The following is a 19,022-nucleotide window of genomic DNA, read 5'->3' on the forward strand; positions in this document are numbered from 1 at the left end:
TAAATTAACCGCTATGCAAAAATTAACCAAAGAAGATATCTCTCAGGAAGTGTTTGATTTATACGATGATTATGCCCATAATAAAATCGGAAGAAGACAATTTATAGAAAAGCTATCTGTTTTTGCTGTAGGAGCTATTACCCTCCCGTCTCTCCTAAGCTTCATGAGCCCAAATTATGCGGATAGCATTTTAATTCCTTTTAACGATCCAAAACTAAAAACACAATACATCAGCTACGATTCACCAAAAGGCGGAGGTACTATCAAAGGTCAACTGTCAAAACCTGCTGAAACCAAAAATAAATTACCCGGAATTATTATCGTACATGAAAACAGGGGATTAAATCCTTACATTGAAGATGTGGGAAGAAGGGCTGCAATAGAAGGGTTTATTACTTTGGCACCTGATGCTTTATCTCCATTAGGCGGATATCCGGGCAATGATGATGCTGGACGTGAACTCCAAAAAAAACGTACACGTGAAGAAATGCTGGAGGATTTTATTGCCGCATACGAATATCTGAAATCACACAAAGATTGTAATGGTCAGGTTGGTGTTGTCGGATTTTGTTTTGGAGGATGGATTTCGAATATGATGGCAGTAAAAATACCTTCTTTATCAGCTGCTGTTCCGTATTACGGCGGACAGCCCAACAAAGAAGAAGCAGAAAAAATAAAGACTCCGCTCCTTTTGCATTATGCAGGTCTGGATACACGTGTTAACGAAGGCTGGCCCGCATTTGAGGAAGTACTTAAACTAAACAAAGTCGAACATACTGCTTATTTTTATCAGGGTGTAAATCATGGTTTTCATAACAATACAACACCAAGGTATGACGAAGCAGCCGCAAATTTATCATGGAAAAGAACCATTGATTTTTTTAAAGAAAAACTGATAAAAAAATAAATCTAAACCAGCATTTTTTGTTCATAAAACAATAATAATTAAACAGTTAACAGAAATGTTTTTTACACGAGGGAACAAAAACCACATTTTTATAACAATTTTCAAAAAAAGAGTTAATTTAGTGCAACAGCTTTGTCAGTGTTTTAAAACATGTCAAAGCTGTTATTTTCTGGCATAAAACCATAAAAGCTAAAAAATTCTCAGCAAATAATAAATTAATAATACACATAATGAGATTAGAAGATTTTGATAATGATGAAGATAAAGTAATTCAGGATCGTTTGAAACAAAAAACGTGGAATGAAATCAGGACCAATGACAGTTGGGCAATTTTTAAAATCATGGCCGAATTTGTAAACGGATACGAAAGTATGGGGCGTATTGGTCCATGTGTTTCTATTTTTGGATCTGCAAGAACAAAACCAGACGATAAATATTATTTACTGGCAGAAAAAATTGCTTATAAAATTAGTAAAGCAGGTTATGGCGTTATTACAGGTGGCGGGCCAGGAATTATGGAAGCAGGAAACAAAGGCGCTCATTTGGGCGGAGGAACTTCTGTTGGTTTAAATATCGAACTGCCTTTTGAACAGCATTTCAACCCTTATATTGATCATGATAAAAACCTGAATTTCGATTACTTTTTTGTTAGAAAAGTAATGTTTGTAAAATATTCACAGGGTTTTGTAGTCATGCCCGGAGGATTTGGAACATTAGACGAAATGTTTGAAGCAATAACCCTGATCCAGACTAAAAAAATTGGAAAATTCCCTATCATACTAGTAGGTGTTGAATTTTGGTCAGGACTGATTGAATGGGTAAAAACAGTGCTAGTGGAAAAAATGCATACAGTGAGTCCTGATGACTTAAACCTATTTAAAATCGTAGATACTGAAGACGAAGTTGTTGATGTGCTGGATAAATTCTACAAGAAATACGACTTAAGTCCAAACTTTTAATATTTTTCACCATATAAGTGCACTAACTGAACCGTATAAAAACCTAGAATTTTTATATTATTTATATGGTGGAGTTACAAAAAATAAGAGCTGTCTTTTTAAACAGCTTTTTTTTATACTATTTTTACAACAAAACCCAAAAAGCCATAAGCACGTAAGTACTATTATACACCTAAATGTAAGCCTGTATTGAAACCATTTTTTAAAATCTTTGTTTCCATTTTTGTTTTGATGTCCTCATTAAAACAATTCGCGCAGCACCAGTCTAAGATCGAGGTGGCGGTGAATACTGAGCTTAAAACACTGCACATAAAACAAGACATTACTTATTATAATACTGCAAACGATTCTTTAGGTTCTATTGTCTTAAATGACTGGAATAATGCGTTTTCTGACAAAAACACGCCACTGGCTTTACGTTTCTCAGATGAATTTTATAAAGGCTTTCACTTAGCCAAACCGGAAGAACGCGGAAACACAACCATACTTGAGCTGACAGATGCGCAGTTTATGGCATTGGAATGGGAAAGAACAAATGAAAATCCTGATTTTATTGTAATTAAACTGAAAAACAAATTGCCTCCGGGCAGCAAAATTGATTTACATCTTACCTATATTGCCAAAATTCCGAGCGATAAATTTACACGTTACGGCTATAATCAAAATGGCGATATGAACCTGAGAAACTGGTTTTTGAGTCCCGCACGTTTTGAAAATCATGATTTTATAAAATACCACAACTATAACCTTGATGATATTGCAAATGCTGTAACTGATTACGAATTAGAAATAAAAGTCCCAAATCAATATACCATTACCACAGATCTGGATTCCGTTTCAACAGATTCTTCTTCCACTGCCTTCAGCACCTACTTTTTTCAGGAAACAGCAGAACAGATTTTAATTTATTTATTGAAAAGCAAAATACTTTCAAGAGTTATAATAATGGTGAGCTTGAAGTTCTTACCAATTTAAAAAACAAAAGACTTGATGAGATACAAAAAGCAATAATCATCAATAAAATAATCACTTTTGCGAATGATTTTCTTGGAAAATATCCACATAAAAAAATTACGGTATCGCAGACAGATTATGACCGGAATCCTTTTTACGGACTGAATCAGCTTCCTTCTTTTATGAGTCCGTTTCCGGATGAGTTTATATTTGAAATAACATTTTTAAAAACATTTTTAAATAATTACCTACAATACAGCCTGCGCCTAGATCCCCGAAAAGACAACTGGATTTATGATGGAATCCAGATTTATGCAATGATGAAATTCATGGAAGAAAACCACATGGATCAAAAAATGCTGGGCAGGCTTTCCAAAATGAAGCTGTTTAAAAGTTATAACATTACCAATCTTACTTTTAATGAGCAATACAGCTATTATTACATGCTGATGGCCCGAAAAAACCTCGATCAGCCATTGGGTGATCCAAAAAATACACTCATTAAATTTAATGAACAGATTGCAGGCAAATATCGCGCGGGATTAAGCCTGAGTTACCTGGATGATTACTTAAATCACAATATCGTACCTGAAAGTCTTCAGGAATTTTATAACTTAAACAAGATACAACAGGTAAACCGATCTGATTTTGAAAAAATACTGACCCAGAAAAGCCCAAAAAAATTGACTGGTTTTTTGAAACCATTATTGGCTCACGCGAAATCATCGATTATAAGTTTTCAAATGTTTCCAGAACCCAAGATTCCATCCATTTTTCGATAAAGAATAAAACAAACACATTTGTTCCGGTACCTGTTTACGGACTTAAAAAGAACAATATTGTTTTTAAACAATGGATTGAACCCCAAAAAAATGATTCTGTTTACGTTTTCGAAAGAAAAAATGCAGATAAAATTGTTTTGAATTACAATAATGAAGTTCCTGAATATAATCAGCGAAACAACTGGAAGTCATTGAAAAGTCTGGTCATTACAAATCGCCCCATTAAATTTAATTTCTCCAAAGATTTAGAAGACCCTTATTACAATCAAATATTATATGTACCAACACTTACTTATAATTATTACGATGGTTTTACGCCCGGAATACGCTTACATAACAAAACCATATTAGAAAAACCATTTACATTTGATATTAACCCGGCTTATTCTATTAAAGCAGGAACAGTTTCAGGATCATCTGCTTTTTCATTAAATCATTATTACAGGGAAAGCAGATTATACAATATCCGATATTCTATCAGTCAGAATTATTTTCATTATGCTCCGGATGCGGCTTATTTCAGACTAAATCCAATGGTTCAGTTTAGAATTCGTGAAGATAATTTCAGAGATAACCGAAAACAGTTTATTATCGCAAGACAGGTAATCGTAAATCGTGAAGCAACGGAATATATTACTGATAATTCTACTCCAAATTATTCTGTTTTTAATCTCCGTTATGTGAATACCAAAACAGAATTGATTAACCATTTTAGTTTCATGACAGATGCACAGTTTTCAGGGAACTTTGGAAAATTAGCAGGAGAAATTGAATACAGAAGGCTATTTGAGAATAATCGTAAATTAAATTTGAGATTATATGCCGGAAGTTTTTTATATAATTCAACCAATTCAGATTATTTCAGTTTTGGTTTAGACCGTCCAACCGATTATCTATTTGACTATAATTTCTACGGAAGATCTGAAAGTACAGGTTTTTTCAGTCAGCAGTATGTTATTGCCGAAGGAGGATTCAAATCTATTATCGAGCCTAGATATGCCAATCAATGGATGACTACTTTAAATGCCAGCTATTCGATATGGAACTGGATTGAAGCTTACGGCGACCTGGGCTTTACAAAAAACAAACATCAAAATGAACACTTTGTGTACGACAGTGGGATACGTTTAAACCTTTTACCTGACTATTTTGAGGTTTTTTTTCCTGTGTATTCGAATAACGGATGGGAAATTTCCCAGCCAAATTACAATCAAAAAATCAGATTTGTTATCACCTTGTCTCCCAAAACATTAGTCAATCTTTTCACCCGAAAGTGGCTTTAATCATTCGTATTTTAAACAAAAACATGAATAATTATTAGCTTACTATTGTTTTTAATACAAATTACTCAAAAAAAATACGTAGTTTTTTGAATTTAACTACAAATAATTAAATTATATTTATTTTAATGAATTATGATTATTGGTAGATTTTGAGTAATTTTGCAACCTAAACATGACCCTTCCAGATTATGATTACAGAAAAAAGCAATACTATATTAACCTTTGAGGATTTTAGAACTGAAGTATTAAATGACTATAAAATTGCAGTTACAAGTCGGGAATGCAGTCTGTTAGGGCGAAAAGAAGTATTGACAGGAAAAGCCAAATTTGGAATATTTGGTGATGGAAAGGAAGTACCGCAGCTGGCCATGGCAAAAGCTTTCAAAAATGGTGATTTCCGTTCAGGATACTATCGCGACCAGACCTTTATGATGGCTATTGGCGAATTTACTCCTAAACAATTTTTTGCAGGTTTATATGGTCACACCGATTTAGATTTTGATCCAATGTCGGCCGGAAGACAAATGGGCGGACACTTTGTAACACACAGTTTAAACGAAGACGGTTCCTGGAAAGACTTAACCAAACAAAAAAATTCAAGTTCAGATATATCTCCTACAGCCGCACAAATGCCAAGATTACTGGGATTGGCGCAGGCTTCAAAAATTTACAGAAACGTTGACGGAATCGAAATCAAAGACAAATTTTCTGTAAACGGAAATGAAGTGGCCTGGGGTACTATTGGAAACGCCAGTACTTCTGAAGGTTTGTTTTTTGAAACCATAAATGCTGCAGGAGTTTTACAGGTTCCGATGGTAATGAGTATCTGGGATGACGAGTACGGAATTTCTGTACACGCTAAACACCAGACTACTAAAGAAAACATCTCTGAAATCCTAAAAGGATATCAACGCGATGAAGATTCTGAAGGATATGAAATTTTAAGAGTAAAAGGCTGGGATTATGCCGAGTTGGTTTCTACTTACGAAAGAGCCGGTGCCATTGCACGTGAGCATCATATTCCGGTTTTAATTCACGTAAATGAACTTACACAGCCTCAGGGACACTCTACCTCAGGATCGCATGAGCGTTATAAAAATGGAGAAAGATTAGCCTGGGAAAAGAATTATGACTGTATCCGTCAAATGCGTTTATGGATGATTGCCACCAATATCGCATCCCCTGAAGAACTGGATGAAATTGATGCCCAATTAAAAAAAGAAGTTCTGGAAGCTAAAAAAGAAGCCTGGAATCTTTTTATCAACCCAATTATTGAAGACCAAAAAAATCTTTTGGCTTTATTGGAAGAAATTTCAGCTGCCAGTATCAATCATAAAGATAAAATCCAGAAATACATTAGCGAATTAAAAGCAATCAAAGCGCCTTTAAAAAAGGAAATGCTGGTTATAGCCCGTAAAATTTTACGCTTTATTGAAATTCCAAACAGTAAAGTATTATTGTCAGAATGGATCAGGAATTATATCGAAATTACGCAGGAAAAATTTAGCAGTAACCAGCATTCTGAATCAGCACAAAACGTTTTTTCTGTTGAAAAAGCACTTCCTGTGTATCCCGAAAATGCCAAACCTGATTTAGACGGAAGAATGATACTTCGTGATAATTTTGACGCCTTATTCAGCAAATATCCTGAGGTTTTAATTTTTGGTGAAGACGTTGGAAATATTGGCGACGTAAACCAGGGCTTAGAAGGCATGCAGGAAAAATATGGTGAACTTCGTGTTGCCGATGTCGGGATTCGTGAAGCTACCATTATTGGGCAGGGAATTGGTATGGCTTTAAGAGGCTTAAGACCCATTGCTGAGATTCAGTATCTGGACTATTTATTGTACGCCATTCAGATCATGAGTGATGATTTGGCTACTTTACAATACAGAACCGTTGGAAAACAAAAAGCACCATTAATCATCAGAACCCGCGGACACCGCCTGGAAGGTATCTGGCACTCCGGTTCTCCAATGGGAATGATTATTAACGCTATTCGTGGAATCCACGTTCTGGTTCCGAGAAACATGACTCAGGCAGCGGGCTTCTACAATACACTTTTAGAATGTGATGAACCTGCTTTAGTAATTGAATGTTTAAATGGTTACCGTTTAAAGGAAAAAACACCTTTAAATTTTGGTGAATTCAAAACACCAATTGGAGTTGTAGAAACCTTAAAAGAAGGTACTGATATTACATTAGTTTCTTACGGATCGACTTTAAGACTGGTTGAACAGGCAGCGAATGAACTTTTAGATTTAGGAATTGACTGTGAGGTGATTGACATCCAGTCATTGCTTCCGTTTGATATTAATAAGGATATTGTAAAAAGTATCTCCAAAACAAACCGCCTATTAATAATTGACGAGGATGTTCCGGGTGGGGCTTCGGCTTTCATTTTGCAGCAAATTCTGGAAGAACAGGATGCTTACAAATATCTTGACAGCAAACCACAGACCCTTGCCGCAAAGGCGCACAGACCTGCTTACGGAACTGATGGTGATTATTTCTCGAAACCTTCTGCCGAAGATATTTTTGAGAAAGTTTATGATATGATGCATGAGGTTAATCCTGGTAAATTTCCAAACTTATACTAAGATTTAGAATATTTCAGATATAGAAAAAGCTCCAAAATTTTGGAGCTTTTTTTGTTTTTTTATACAAAGTAAACATGTTGTTTGTCATTTAGACAAAGGAGAAATCTTCGCAAAAAACTCCGTCCAGTAATTCGCTAATCTCTGTCAATAAAGATATTAGAATCAATTAATTAAATATCCTTCAACATCATTCTCGCCTTTTCCAAATCCTCTGCCGTATCAATCCCAATTCCGACATGGGTTGTTTCTACCATTTTAATTTTTTTCCCGAATTCCAAATATCGTAGCTGTTCTAGTTTTTCTGAAGCTTCGAGAGATTTCATTGGCAGGCTGTGAAAGTCTAATAAAGCCTGTTTTCTAAAAGCATAAATTCCGATATGCTGAAAATAACGCGCACCAGCATCCTTATCTCTCGGATACGGAATCACAGAACGCGAAAAATACAATGCAAACTGTGACTGATCCACCACGACTTTTACATGATTCGGATTGTTGATTTCGTCTTCATCTGTAATTTCACGCATTAGCGAAGCCAGGTCAATCTTTTTATTCTCATCATTTTTAAAAACAGACAAAACCTGCTCTAAAGGTCCTGCTTCTGTAAAAGGTTCGTCTCCCTGAACATTTACCACTATATCAACGTCAAGGTTCGCAACTGCTTCTGCAATTCGGTCACTTCCTGATTCATGTTCTTTGATACTCATAATGGCTTTTCCTCCATTCGAAACAATTTCATTGTAGATCAAATCAGAATCGGTTACAACAAACACATCATCAAATAATTTTGTGGCAACAGAGGCTTCATACGTTCTTAAAATTACCGTTTTGCCACCAAGATCCTGCATTAGTTTTGCAGGGAAACGTGTTGATGCATATCGTGCCGGAATTACAGCTATTATTTTCATTTTTTCATGTCATTGCGAGGAACGAAACAATTTGTCCTCATTATTAATTTATTTTTCTTTTGCAAATCTCTGTGAAATCTTTGTGCGACTTTGTGTAATAACTTTTTTTACAGACATTCACCAAATTCCACAAAGAATCAAAAAGTTTTTTACATAATTTTTACAGAAGTCATACTTAACGAACCCGCTAATAACTTATCATTAAACAAATCCAATTCATCCGTTTTGTCCTTTAATCCTAAAGTATAAAGCAAAGGCAAATAATGATCCGGAGTAGGAATTGCCATCTGAACCGCTTTACTCATTTTTTCGAAATCAATTAGAGGTTGAAAATTTCCGTCTAACAGATAATTATTGACCGTTTCTCTGGCTTCAATTGCCCAGTCGAAACCGTAATTGTCTTTATCGAAATTCCTGAAATCAACCAATCGCAAGTTGTGAACGATATTTCCGCTACCGATAATCAGAACACCTTTGTAACGAAGCGACTGCAGTTTCTTTGCCAGTTCAAAATGATACTGACCCGATTTGGTATAATCAATACTCAGCTGAATTACCGGAACGTCTGCATTTGGGTATAAATGTTTGATTACGCTCCAGGCACCGTGATCTAATCCCCAGTGTTCGTCTAAATCTACCAAAACCGGATCTAATATTTTTTGGGTTTCCAAGGCCAGTTCCGGACTTCCTTTTGCAGGATATTGTACATCAAAAAGCGCCTGCGGAAAACCTCCAAAGTCATGGATCGTTCTTGGCATCTGCATCGAAGTCACTTTTGTACCTTTCGTAAACCAATGCGCCGAAATACATAATATCGCGTTCGGCTGAGGCAACGTTTTGGCCAGATTGCGAAAACCGGTCACAAACTGATTTTCTTCAATTGCATTCATCGGGCTGCCATGTCCCAAAAACAGTACCGGCATTTTATCGGTATTCGAAAACGCAGATGAAATCGAATATAAGTCGTTTAGTGTTGTCATTCTTTTAGTTTTAAATCACTTAACAATTGATTATAACTTTTCAGGTTATTAGAATTACTATCATAAACTTTAATTACCAAAGTTGAATCAGCATTTATTATTGAAAACGAGTCTCCTGAATGCCCAGGAAATCTTTCTTTAACCTTAGATTCAATCATCCTTTTCATATATGCAATTATAGATTCTTTATCAGATTCTGTAAGTTTTATTGTTTTTTGAACAACTATTGTTTGCAAATTAAGCCCTTTTGAATCCTGCTTATCACAATCAATACTGGTTTTGGTATAATTCAGGAAATAATCTTTATAATTACTTTCTTTAGAAAATATTTTCAAGTCTTCTTGATGACCTCCCCATTCTCCACATTCACTAAAAGAAGCACTAATATTAAAATTGGCATCTACGCCAGAAGCTCCTAAATAAATTGGATCAAAAAAATCTACGGTCTTATTCTTTAAAACAGCTTTTTTTTTCTTGATGTTTTTCACAACAACTGAAACTTATTAATAAAATGATTAATGTGATTCTTTTCATTTTACAACTGAAATAAAATTCGTGAATTCGTGGCTAATAAAACTATTCCTCAAAACTCTCGTCTTTAAATCCTATCAAATATAGCTTATTTTTGGCACGTGTCATAGCGGTATAGAGCCATCTGATGTAGTCACGATCTATTCCGTTTGGCAAATACGGCTGTTCGATAAAAACAGTATTCCATTGCCCTCCCTGCGATTTATGACAGGTTATGGCGTAAGAAAATTTAACCTGCAGCCCATTAAAATATTCGTTTTCTTTTACTTTTTGGAATCTTTTGTATTTTGTTGTTTCAGCTTCATAATCTTTCATCACTTCTTCATACAAACGATTTGATTCTTCATATGTTAAAGAAGGTGACTCACTTTTTATGGTATCCAGAATCAAAACCGTTTCAAAAGGTTTCTGATCCGGATAATCGACCATTCTGATTTTGACTTTCGCAAAAGTGAATCCGTATAATTCTTTAATTCCGAAAAGTTCCAGAATCTCAATAATATCTCCGTTGGCAATAAATCCGGCTTCATCGTTTTCTTTTAGCCAGAAATAATTGTTCTTTACTACCATCAAAAAATCTCCTACCGAAAGCTCACTTTCTTTAAACAATATCCTGGTCCGAATTTGTTCATTGTACTGATTTGCCCTTTTATTCGAACGTACAATAAAAGCAGTATCTTCAATACTATAATTGCTGTATGCTGTATTAATTGCATCCTGAATATCGTAACCATCCGTTAAACGAACAATGTCTTTGAACTTTTTTACATTAAACCTGAATTCGGTTATAAATGATTCTTTTAATAACTCACGCAATTCAGTGGCATTAAATAAAATCCCTGAACTTTCTTCCTGACGCATTACTTCATCCAGTTCGATATGCTCAATTTCTTTATCGTAATGAACTCCTAAAGTCTGGATATCCAGAGCCGGACTAATGTCTAAATTTACGGGAGGCAGCTGAGCCGTGTCACCTAAAAGAATCATTTTGCAGTTGGTTCCGGAATACACATAATTAATCAAATCGTCTAAAAGAGAACCGCTGTCCAAAGTACTGTCTGAAATCATTGAAGCCTCATCAACGATAAAAATGGTATTTTTATGTTTATTGACCTGCTTGGTAAAAGCTACTCCTCCTCCCGATGATTTTTTAGGGAAATATATTTTCTTGTGAATAGTAAAGGCCGGTGTGTTTGAATAATTAGCGATTACTTTGGCCGCACGGCCGGTTGGCGCCAACAAAACAAACTTCTTATTGATGTCCCCAAGATTATTTACAATGGTCGAAATCACAGTTGTTTTACCCGTACCGGCATATCCTTTCAGTACAAAAATGGTATCGTTTTGTGGTTCTGTTAAAAAAATTGCGATTTTCTGAAAAAAAATGTCCTGTTTGTATGTTGGTGCAAAGGGAAATCTTTTTTGCAAAACACTATAAAATAATGCTGAATTCATAAGGTGAAATTGAAATACAAAGGTCGGTTTTTTTAATGGCAATGGCAAAATCAAAGTTCAATATCAATGGCAATGACAATTGCAAAAAAAATTCAATTCTCACTGAAATAATAATTCAAAAAACAATCAAATAGAAACTATCTGCCCGGGTTATTTATTGTTTATGACATTGCAGTAGATTAACCTTTGACATTGAAATTGACTTTTGTAATTGATATTGATTTTTGATCTTGACATTGATATTTGCCGTTGATATTTGTTATTTATTTTATTTGTAAGTTTGTGATCGAATTAATTTTTTCCCTGAAACTGCAACAGGTAAGGAATCGTAAATACAATTATGGCATTTCAAAACACCAATATTACATCAAAACTTTATAAAAAACTTTCCATTCAGGTTTCTCTGAACGGATTTTCATTTTGCTGTTTCGATACCCTCAACGACAGGATTACTTCATTCAGTGAAATTAAATTTGACTCTTCAAAAAAAACGACGAAGATAGAAGATCATTTCGCGGAAGCTTTCAAAAAACATTCCGAATTAAAAGATACCTATGATGATATTATGGTTATTCATAATAACAATCTTTCGACTTTTGTACCTGCGGCTCTTTTTGATGAAAATTATCTTGGCAGCTATTTACAATACACCACAAAAGTTTTTGAAACTGATTTTTTTACCTACGACGAAATTTCCAATTACCAAATGAATGCTGTTTATATTCCGTATATAAACATCAATAACTTTTTGATTGACAACGTTGGATCTTTTGATTACAAACATGTCAACAGCATTTTAGTCGAAAAATTACTTGAGGCTTCAAAAAATAATGATGACAAAAAAATGATTGTCAACTTTAATCCGGAACATTTTGAAATAATTGTCGTTGAAAATCAAAAACTACTGTTATTCAATTCTTTTGAATATCAGACCCCGGAAGATTTTATTTATTATTTACTATTTACGGCCGAACAACTGAGTCTGAATCCGGAAATTTTTCCGCTCGAATTATTAGGCACTATCAATAAAAATGATCCTTTTTATGCTATTGCATATAAATACATCCGAAATGTATCCTTTTTGGATGTAAGCGCTTTACAGCAAAAAAATAACTTCTCGACTGCAGAAAATCAAAAACATTATATCTTATTTCAATCATGAGAATCATTTCTGGAAAATACAAAGGACGCCGCATTTTTCCGCCAAAAAACCTTCCGGTAAGACCTACGACTGACATGAGCAAAGAAGCATTATTTAATGTTTTGAACAATCATTTTAGTTTTGATGGCTTAAAGGTTTTGGATTTATTTTCGGGAACCGGAAACATCAGTTATGAATTTGCTTCACGCGGAAGTGCCCCAGTTACGGCTGTCGATGGCGATTTTGGATGTGTGAAATTTATTAAACAAGTAGCAGCAGAATATGATTTTGATATTGCAGCCACCAAAAGTGATGTTTATAAATTTCTGGAAAACTGCAAAACTTCTTATCATATTATATTTGCCGACCCACCTTATGGATTAGATCAAGTCGCATTTGAAAAAATTGTTCTGACAGTTTTCGAAAGGGATTTATTGAATGAAGACGGCATGATGATTATTGAACATTCTAAATATACCAAAATGGATCATTTAAGTAATTTCTCTTTTCAGAAAAGTTATGGAGGATCCTTTTTTAGTTTCTTCGAATTGAACTCAACTGATGACGATGAAGAACTTCCTGAAGATTCATCCGTAAAGTCAACAGAAGAAGACGAAGGATAATTCTCTTTTTTTAATTATAAAAAGTTCCCCTGAAATTTAGTATTCAAGGGAACTTTTTATTTTATTCAAAATAGAAAAACCTTGATTTGTCAAGGTCTCTATTATATTTCACGAATTTATTTTCCAATTATCCACCCTAAAGTAAAGTTGACAGGAAGTGCAAATTTTGTTTCGATTTCACTGAAATTTATGCCTGGACCAATATTAAATTCCAAATTAAACCTTCCTTTATAAGTACGCTGCAATCCCCAAAGAACTGCTACAGTTGATGAAGGAACGTATGTAAAATACTCTGTATCTCCTGAAAGAGGCTTGAAGTAACCAGAAGCATTTAATGCTAAATAATTTGCAGAATTACGTTCAGTTCTTTTGCCTTTATTTGATCTTTTTTGTAAATTATAGTAATGACGAAGCTGCTCTGTAATTACAGGAATCATATAAACATTTGACTTACCATAAAAGTCACTATAACTGTACCCTAAACTCAAACTAGCTTCAGAATATAAAGTATTTTTTTCTGAAAAACCATGTTCGTAAACAAAGCCGGGGAATAAAACATTTATTTTAAATTGGTTTTTTGCTACAGAAACCGAAGTTTCATCCTGAGCCTGAACAGCATTTATTGAAAGAACAGACAAAAGTAAAAATAAGTACGTTTTTTTCATTTTTTAGTTTCTAGAGGAAGGCGCAAAAGTAATATTTAAATAACATGAAACTAAAAAAAGAATATTATTTTCTTACATTTTTGCGGTCTGAAAATCATATAAGCTTTGTAAATAATTGTATAACAGTTTAGAAGATTTTATAGGATAAATTTGAATTGAACATTAAAATCAAGAAATCATGAACCTAAAAAGATTTTTCGGAGGATTACTGACAATTCTCGGAATAGTTGGACTTATTTATACTGCAGTAATTTTTGCAGACACTTCCGGAGGAACACGTGATATTAAATCGCTTATTATTTACGGAATACTTGGAATTGTTTTTTTTACATCAGGAATCAGTTTAGTACGCACAACTAAAGACGAATCTTAGACTGTTAAAAATACCACACTCTAAATACCACAAGCTAAACTCACAAAGCGCTTAAGCAGATACGAAAGTATTAAACTTAGCGCTTTTTGTATTTATGATAAAAATTATTCATGAACCGGATTCAGATTCAGCTCTGTAAAATCCCTTTCCGTTTTCGAAATTATTATGGTTGCGACTGTATTTCCTATCAAATTGGTTATTGCCCTTGCTTCGCTCATAAATTTATCGACCCCCAGCAAAAAAGCCAGTCCTTCAACCGGAATTTTGTGCAGTGCGGTTAAAGTCGAAGCTAAAACAATAAAACCGCTTCCGGTTACCCCAGCAGCTCCTTTTGAAGTAATCATCAAAATTCCGATGACGGTCAGGATTTCAAAGAAACTCAAATGCACATCATACAACTGTGCTAAGAAAATTACCGACATCGACAAGTAAATCGAAGTTCCGTCCAAATTAAAAGAATAACCTGTCGGAATTACCAATCCCACAACCGATTTGCTGCAACCCATTTGCTCCAGTTTTACCATTATACCTGGCAAAGCGGCCTCAGAAGAAGAAGTTCCAAGAACCAATAAAAGTTCTTCTTTGATGTATTTTAAAATCGACAGCATATTGATTTTGTAATATTTCAAAAGACTGCCTAAAATCAAAAATACAAATAAAGCCATTGTCATATAAACACACAACATCAGCTTCCCAAGCGGGATCAAAGTTTCCAGACCAAATTTTCCAATTGTGTAAGCCATTCCTCCAAAAGCCCCAAGCGGAGCAAAATACATCACATATTTTAATCCGGTAAAAACAACTTTTGAAAAACGTTCCAAAACCAAAATCGTCTGCTCTCTCTTTTTATAAAAATTCAAAGCAATACCACAAAAAATTGCAGTCAAAAGGACCTGCAGCGTAAAATTCGAAAAGAAAAACTGAAGCCACGAAAAGTTTTCTGCCGCATGATTCGTGTACTTGCTCGCATCCTGAAGATCCAATCCTGATTTATCTATTTTTCCGGGTTGAAATAAATAAGCCACTGCCACACCAATTGCTAAAGCAATAGTTGAAACAACTTCAAAATAAGCCAAAGATTTTACCCCTATTCGTCCCACTTTCTTCAGGTTTCCCATTCCGGAAATCCCCAAAACAATCGTCAGGAAAATAATCGGACCAATAAACAACTTTATAATATCAACAAATGTATCACCAACAATTTTCATTTTCACACCATTTTCAGGAAAAAAATGTCCGAGCAAAACACCTGCAATAATCGAAATTAAAACCCAGAAAGTAAGATTAGTTACTACTGAACGAAAAAGTGATTTCTTAGTTTTTGAAGAAAAATTGGGAGAATTTACATTCATGAAAATGAGTTAGCGCTTTCACAAATATATAAAAAATGCAGACCTGTAAGCCGGATTCTGTTCTTGTCCCGCCTAAACGAAACAATACCTTATCATTTATCTAGATTCCGAATTACTTCGGAACTCAAGCTACCTACCCTTCAGCAACGAACGAGAAGCCCTTAAATGCTGATATACTTGGTATTTCACCGCATAGAGTTTACCTGGTTTCACTACAGCATTACCTGTACATACTTTCTGTTGCACTTGTCCTTGCCTTATTGCTAAGACCGACGGGTGTTACCCGCTATGCTTCTCTGTGGTGTCCGGACTTTCCTCCCTCCCGATAAAACGGGACGACGATAAGGCGGTCTGCTGTGCAAAAGTAACACTTTATCACCGAAGAAGCTAAAATATAAATTTCAGATTTCCTTACAATTTCTTAACCAATTAATTTCAAATTGGTTATCTTTAAGATTCTATAATTTTAAATACAGTTTATTATGAAAAGAATGTATCATTACGCAACTGTTTCAAAAGCTTTAGATCAATTGCATGAAAAAGGGTTTACGTGCGATTTCAATCGAAATGCAGACGTGATTAAAAAAAATCCTGAGAAATTTGAAATTGTTCATGTGTATCGATACGAAGGGGAATCAGACCCGGGCGATGAGGCAGTTGTATACGGAATTAAATCGACTACAGGCAAAAAAGGCGTTTATGTAGCTGGCTTTTCTGCAGATTCAGATCAGGAAACCGCTAAATTTTTATTTGATTTAAGTATTAGGGGGAGGTAAAATTTTAAATTCCAATTGTTAAACTTAGACAAAATAAAATTCCAAATTCCAATGTTACATTTGTACTATTGGAATTTGGAATTTTTTAAATTGAATTTTTCTCAATTTTATAGTGTTGGTATTTTCAGTTTCCATCCCGGTTGAATCAGGTCCGGATTTGAAATAATATCTTTATTGGCTTCAAAGATATCCTGCCAGGAAACATCGTATGCTTTTACAATTTTAGAAAGGGAATCACCATTTTCAACAGTATATTCTCTTAAAACTCCCTGCGCAACTTCAATATTCATTACTACATCCGCTGATCTGTAATCTGGATCTATTTTATTGTAAGTATCCCACAGTTTGTCTTTATCAGCTGCTGACTTAGCGTTGCCATCAATATATAACACGCTGTTTTGTTCTCTTACCTGCAAGTTATCTACTCCTAAATCGGTAGCCAGATTAATTAATTCGCTGTATTTTTCCTGTAAGCCCATAACGTTTTATTTAATTATTAATTTATTATCGACTTTTTGAGGTTTCAATTCCTGTATGCTTTGAATCAAAGGCTGCAATTGGCTTCGTTTAATTTCTCCGGAAAGCGTAACGACACCACCCACAACTGTCGCACTAACACCATCATAAGATTTGATTACTTTACCAACCGATTTATCTAAATCAGCATCCGAATTGATAATAACAGCTGCAGCGGCAGGTTCTTCATTTGGAACCGGAATCTGGCAATTGTTCACCACCGATTTTACTCCTTTAATGGCTTTCACAGAACGTTCAATGTTTTTCTTAAAAGCATCATCCTCACAGGTTCCTACAATGGTTGCAACACCTTCATGAATCGTAACCTGCACTTCAGGTGTATCTGCTAATTTTTCATTGATTTCTTTTTGAATATCTGCATCTTTAGGCGTGCAAGCCAGTAAAACAAGACCAAGAATTATTCCCAATGCAATTGATTTGAATTTCATAATACTATTTTTTAATAATTATCTGTTTTAAAATTAAACAGAGTAATAATCAAAATTTTATATGATTATCGTTAAAGATTTATATGGTTTTCAGTAGATCCGTCTTTTCAAACTCTGAAAATCAAAAGTGTGCACCATTAATTCTGTAAAGCATTTGAATAATAATATAACTCCTTTATTTCTAAGCAGATGTATTTTTATAAAAACAATTAGAAATCATGATACATCAATTAAAACCTTCAATATTAGTAGAAACACCACTAGGAACTGGCCAGGCCATTTTTCTTATCGATTACGGAATGCATCAGAATACGTGTTGGGTTGTAGCTTTACAAGAAAATGGAGTTATCAAGCATTTTGACTGTAACGATGTAATTCTTTCTACAAATTACACATACGGAATGAATCTTAGAAAAAATAACTTTGAAGATAAAAAAGAAGTTAGTTAATAATTTACTTTAGTGTTTAGTATGTTTTTGAAGTAATCAAACTAGCATTGACTAACGTGACGCTTGGATCAGCGAGAGTAGCAAGAGTATTGTATGTTTAATAGCAAGTTTGGGATATTACTTCTAGACAAAAAAATTCTAGTCAACAATTAAAGTCTATTTAAAATCAGTATTTATAAAAATTCAATCAACGCTTTTTCTTCATCAAAATTGCATTTTTCAAGAATCATGCGATAATAGCCGGAAGTTGATTCAGCATAATTCAATTCTTTAACGACAAAATCATGAAACTCTTTCCAGTCGGGACTCAGATTTTCATTTATATTATTATGCAAACAACACAGCTTGTATCCATTAATATTCTCATACAAAGTTGAAAATTTTTTATTTCCAATGTATAAATAAGGCTTCTATCTTATTAAATCTAAAAGTGAATATAAATTATTCTGATTCATAATTAATTACTCATAAGTTTCATTATTAGTTACAGGCTTCAAAACAACCTCTACTAGTTAGTACGCTAAAGTAATCTTTTTATTTATTAATAATTAGAACTACAATAATGAATAAAAGCATAAAAAAGCTATTATTGTATAAAAATCTGCGTATGAAACTAAAACACTTTTTTATTTTATCGTTTTTATTTATTTCTAATTATTCTTTTTCTTGTGATTGCAAGCCAATTGATCGGGAAAATATGGTAGAAACAGGATTAAAATTTGAAATCGTATTTTACGGAGAAGTTATAAAAGTAGATTCAATAAAAAGAACTTATACTTTTAGAATTATAGAACTCTTTAAAGGAAAATATAATTCTCAGTTCATTACGCAAAAGTACTCTGGCAATTGCTCTATTATCCCATCAGCAAAACAACTTTGGATTATATATGCTACATTAAATAACGATAAAACAATAGATGTAAGTTGTTCTCCAAGTACCGGATTTAAACCATATGGGAGTGGTTCCATGCCTCCTCCACCAAAAATAAAAATCTCTCAAAAGATAGATGATCAAATAAGAACATTATCTTTTTATGCTTGGGATTTGAAATTTGAAAATCGAAATTTACAAGATTGGATTTATCAATTAGAAAAACTTAGAATATATAAATCTTTAGAAAATCAAAAATCTGAAAAAGAAAAAACAGAGACAAAAATAGCAACATATAGCCAATACATTATCATTTCTTTGATTGTCAATATCGTATTGTTTTTAGTTTTAATTTTTGTGATTTTAAGAAAAAAGAATTTAGTCAAATAACTAAATTCCACTTTAAACAACGGAACAAAAGTCATATATTTGCTATCGAATAAAAACAGAA

Annotated in this window: 18 protein-coding genes, 1 other RNA gene and 1 pseudogene; 10 read left to right on the forward strand and 10 right to left on the reverse strand. The window is 33.9% G+C overall.

All coding sequences use genetic code 11. From position 1 onward, the window contains the following. The first annotated feature begins 13 nt into the window (after positions 1 to 13). From P5P89_RS00375 to P5P89_RS00390, 4 genes and pseudogenes are all read left to right on the forward strand, one after another. Entirely contained in the window at positions 14 to 907 is an 894-nt protein-coding gene (locus P5P89_RS00375; RefSeq protein WP_278010242.1) for a dienelactone hydrolase family protein, read from the forward strand. Positions 908 to 1,137: 230 nt separating this feature from the next. Further along, complete coding sequence (locus P5P89_RS00380; protein ID WP_223680337.1) at positions 1,138 to 1,866, forward strand: LOG family protein; 729 nt, start codon at positions 1,138 to 1,140, stop codon at positions 1,864 to 1,866. Between the two features lie 270 nt (positions 1,867 to 2,136). Continuing rightward, positions 2,137 to 4,885: pseudogene (locus P5P89_RS21745) on the forward strand (gluzincin family metallopeptidase). 188 nt (positions 4,886 to 5,073) lie between these two features. After that, complete coding sequence (locus tag P5P89_RS00390; protein ID WP_278010243.1) at positions 5,074 to 7,485, forward strand: alpha-ketoacid dehydrogenase subunit alpha/beta; 2,412 nt, start codon at positions 5,074 to 5,076, stop codon at positions 7,483 to 7,485. 170 nt (positions 7,486 to 7,655) lie between these two features. On the opposite strand, the gene kdsB is transcribed toward P5P89_RS00390, so the two are convergent. From kdsB to P5P89_RS00410, 4 genes are all read right to left on the reverse strand, one after another. Then, complete coding sequence (gene kdsB, locus P5P89_RS00395) at positions 7,656 to 8,390, reverse strand: 3-deoxy-manno-octulosonate cytidylyltransferase (RefSeq protein ID WP_278010244.1); 735 nt, start codon at positions 8,388 to 8,390, stop codon at positions 7,656 to 7,658. Between the two features lie 149 nt (positions 8,391 to 8,539). Then, positions 8,540 to 9,370, reverse strand: a complete 831-nt coding sequence (ygiD, locus tag P5P89_RS00400) for a 4,5-DOPA-extradiol-dioxygenase (RefSeq protein WP_278010245.1) — start codon at positions 9,368 to 9,370, stop codon at positions 8,540 to 8,542. Then, on the reverse strand, positions 9,367 to 9,858 hold the full coding sequence (locus P5P89_RS00405) for a hypothetical protein (RefSeq protein ID WP_278010246.1): 492 nt from the start codon (positions 9,856 to 9,858) through the stop codon (positions 9,367 to 9,369). The genes ygiD and P5P89_RS00405 overlap by 4 nt, the downstream gene beginning before the upstream one ends. Before the next feature lie 88 nt (positions 9,859 to 9,946). Beyond that, the gene (locus P5P89_RS00410) at positions 9,947 to 11,356 is read right to left on the reverse strand and encodes an ATP-dependent DNA helicase (protein ID WP_379680525.1); all 1,410 of its coding nucleotides are present in this window, start codon (positions 11,354 to 11,356) and stop codon (positions 9,947 to 9,949) included. Positions 11,357 to 11,696: 340 nt separating this feature from the next. Between P5P89_RS00410 and P5P89_RS00415 the strand changes: the two genes are divergently transcribed. Together P5P89_RS00415 and P5P89_RS00420 are read left to right on the forward strand one after the other, a co-directional pair. Then, on the forward strand, positions 11,697 to 12,518 hold the full coding sequence (locus tag P5P89_RS00415) for a DUF3822 family protein (RefSeq protein WP_278010247.1): 822 nt from the start codon (positions 11,697 to 11,699) through the stop codon (positions 12,516 to 12,518). After that, the gene (locus P5P89_RS00420; protein ID WP_278010248.1) at positions 12,515 to 13,120 is read left to right on the forward strand and encodes an RsmD family RNA methyltransferase; all 606 of its coding nucleotides are present in this window, start codon (positions 12,515 to 12,517) and stop codon (positions 13,118 to 13,120) included. The genes P5P89_RS00415 and P5P89_RS00420 overlap by 4 nt, the downstream gene beginning before the upstream one ends. 116 nt (positions 13,121 to 13,236) lie before the next feature. Here P5P89_RS00420 and P5P89_RS00425 read toward each other — a convergent pair whose 3' ends face one another. Then, positions 13,237 to 13,785 carry a hypothetical protein gene (locus P5P89_RS00425; RefSeq protein ID WP_278010249.1) on the reverse strand — a complete coding sequence of 183 codons (549 nt, stop codon included), beginning with the start codon at positions 13,783 to 13,785 and terminating at the stop codon, positions 13,237 to 13,239. A 178-nt stretch (positions 13,786 to 13,963) separates the two neighbouring features. Between P5P89_RS00425 and P5P89_RS00430 the strand changes: the two genes are divergently transcribed. Continuing rightward, positions 13,964 to 14,158 carry a hypothetical protein gene (locus tag P5P89_RS00430; RefSeq protein WP_223680352.1) on the forward strand — a complete coding sequence of 65 codons (195 nt, stop codon included), beginning with the start codon at positions 13,964 to 13,966 and terminating at the stop codon, positions 14,156 to 14,158. A gap of 104 nt (positions 14,159 to 14,262) precedes the next feature. On the opposite strand, the gene P5P89_RS00435 is transcribed toward P5P89_RS00430, so the two are convergent. Next, complete coding sequence (locus P5P89_RS00435) at positions 14,263 to 15,510, reverse strand: cation:dicarboxylate symporter family transporter (RefSeq protein ID WP_278010250.1); 1,248 nt, start codon at positions 15,508 to 15,510, stop codon at positions 14,263 to 14,265. 30 nt (positions 15,511 to 15,540) lie between these two features. Beyond that, an RNA gene (rnpB, locus tag P5P89_RS00440) (RNase P RNA component class A) lies at positions 15,541 to 15,868 on the reverse strand. A gap of 124 nt (positions 15,869 to 15,992) precedes the next feature. Between rnpB and P5P89_RS00445 the strand changes: the two genes are divergently transcribed. Beyond that, positions 15,993 to 16,286 carry an SH3 domain-containing protein gene (locus P5P89_RS00445; RefSeq protein ID WP_223680356.1) on the forward strand — a complete coding sequence of 98 codons (294 nt, stop codon included), beginning with the start codon at positions 15,993 to 15,995 and terminating at the stop codon, positions 16,284 to 16,286. 107 nt (positions 16,287 to 16,393) lie between these two features. Here the strand turns inward: P5P89_RS00445 and P5P89_RS00450 are convergent, their stop codons facing one another. Both P5P89_RS00450 and P5P89_RS00455 read right to left on the reverse strand, forming a co-directional pair. Next, positions 16,394 to 16,765 carry a LysM peptidoglycan-binding domain-containing protein gene (locus P5P89_RS00450; protein WP_278010251.1) on the reverse strand — a complete coding sequence of 124 codons (372 nt, stop codon included), beginning with the start codon at positions 16,763 to 16,765 and terminating at the stop codon, positions 16,394 to 16,396. 6 nt (positions 16,766 to 16,771) lie between these two features. Further along, a complete protein-coding gene (locus tag P5P89_RS00455) occupies positions 16,772 to 17,251 on the reverse strand; it encodes a BON domain-containing protein (protein ID WP_278010252.1) in 480 nt (159 codons plus the stop codon). 218 nt (positions 17,252 to 17,469) lie between these two features. On the opposite strand from P5P89_RS00455, the gene P5P89_RS00460 reads away from it, so the two are divergent. Next, the gene (locus tag P5P89_RS00460) at positions 17,470 to 17,700 is read left to right on the forward strand and encodes a hypothetical protein (RefSeq protein ID WP_278010253.1); all 231 of its coding nucleotides are present in this window, start codon (positions 17,470 to 17,472) and stop codon (positions 17,698 to 17,700) included. A 173-nt stretch (positions 17,701 to 17,873) separates the two neighbouring features. Here the strand turns inward: P5P89_RS00460 and P5P89_RS00465 are convergent, their stop codons facing one another. Then, entirely contained in the window at positions 17,874 to 18,035 is a 162-nt protein-coding gene (locus tag P5P89_RS00465; protein ID WP_278010254.1) for a hypothetical protein, read from the reverse strand. A gap of 272 nt (positions 18,036 to 18,307) precedes the next feature. Here P5P89_RS00465 and P5P89_RS00470 point away from each other — a divergent pair, with 272 nt between their 5' ends. Continuing rightward, the gene (locus P5P89_RS00470; RefSeq protein ID WP_278010255.1) at positions 18,308 to 18,961 is read left to right on the forward strand and encodes a hypothetical protein; all 654 of its coding nucleotides are present in this window, start codon (positions 18,308 to 18,310) and stop codon (positions 18,959 to 18,961) included. The last annotated feature ends 61 nt before the right edge of the window (positions 18,962 to 19,022 follow it).

The organism is Flavobacterium gyeonganense (assembly GCF_029625295.1).
In the GTDB taxonomy this organism is placed as follows: domain Bacteria; phylum Bacteroidota; class Bacteroidia; order Flavobacteriales; family Flavobacteriaceae; genus Flavobacterium; species Flavobacterium gyeonganense.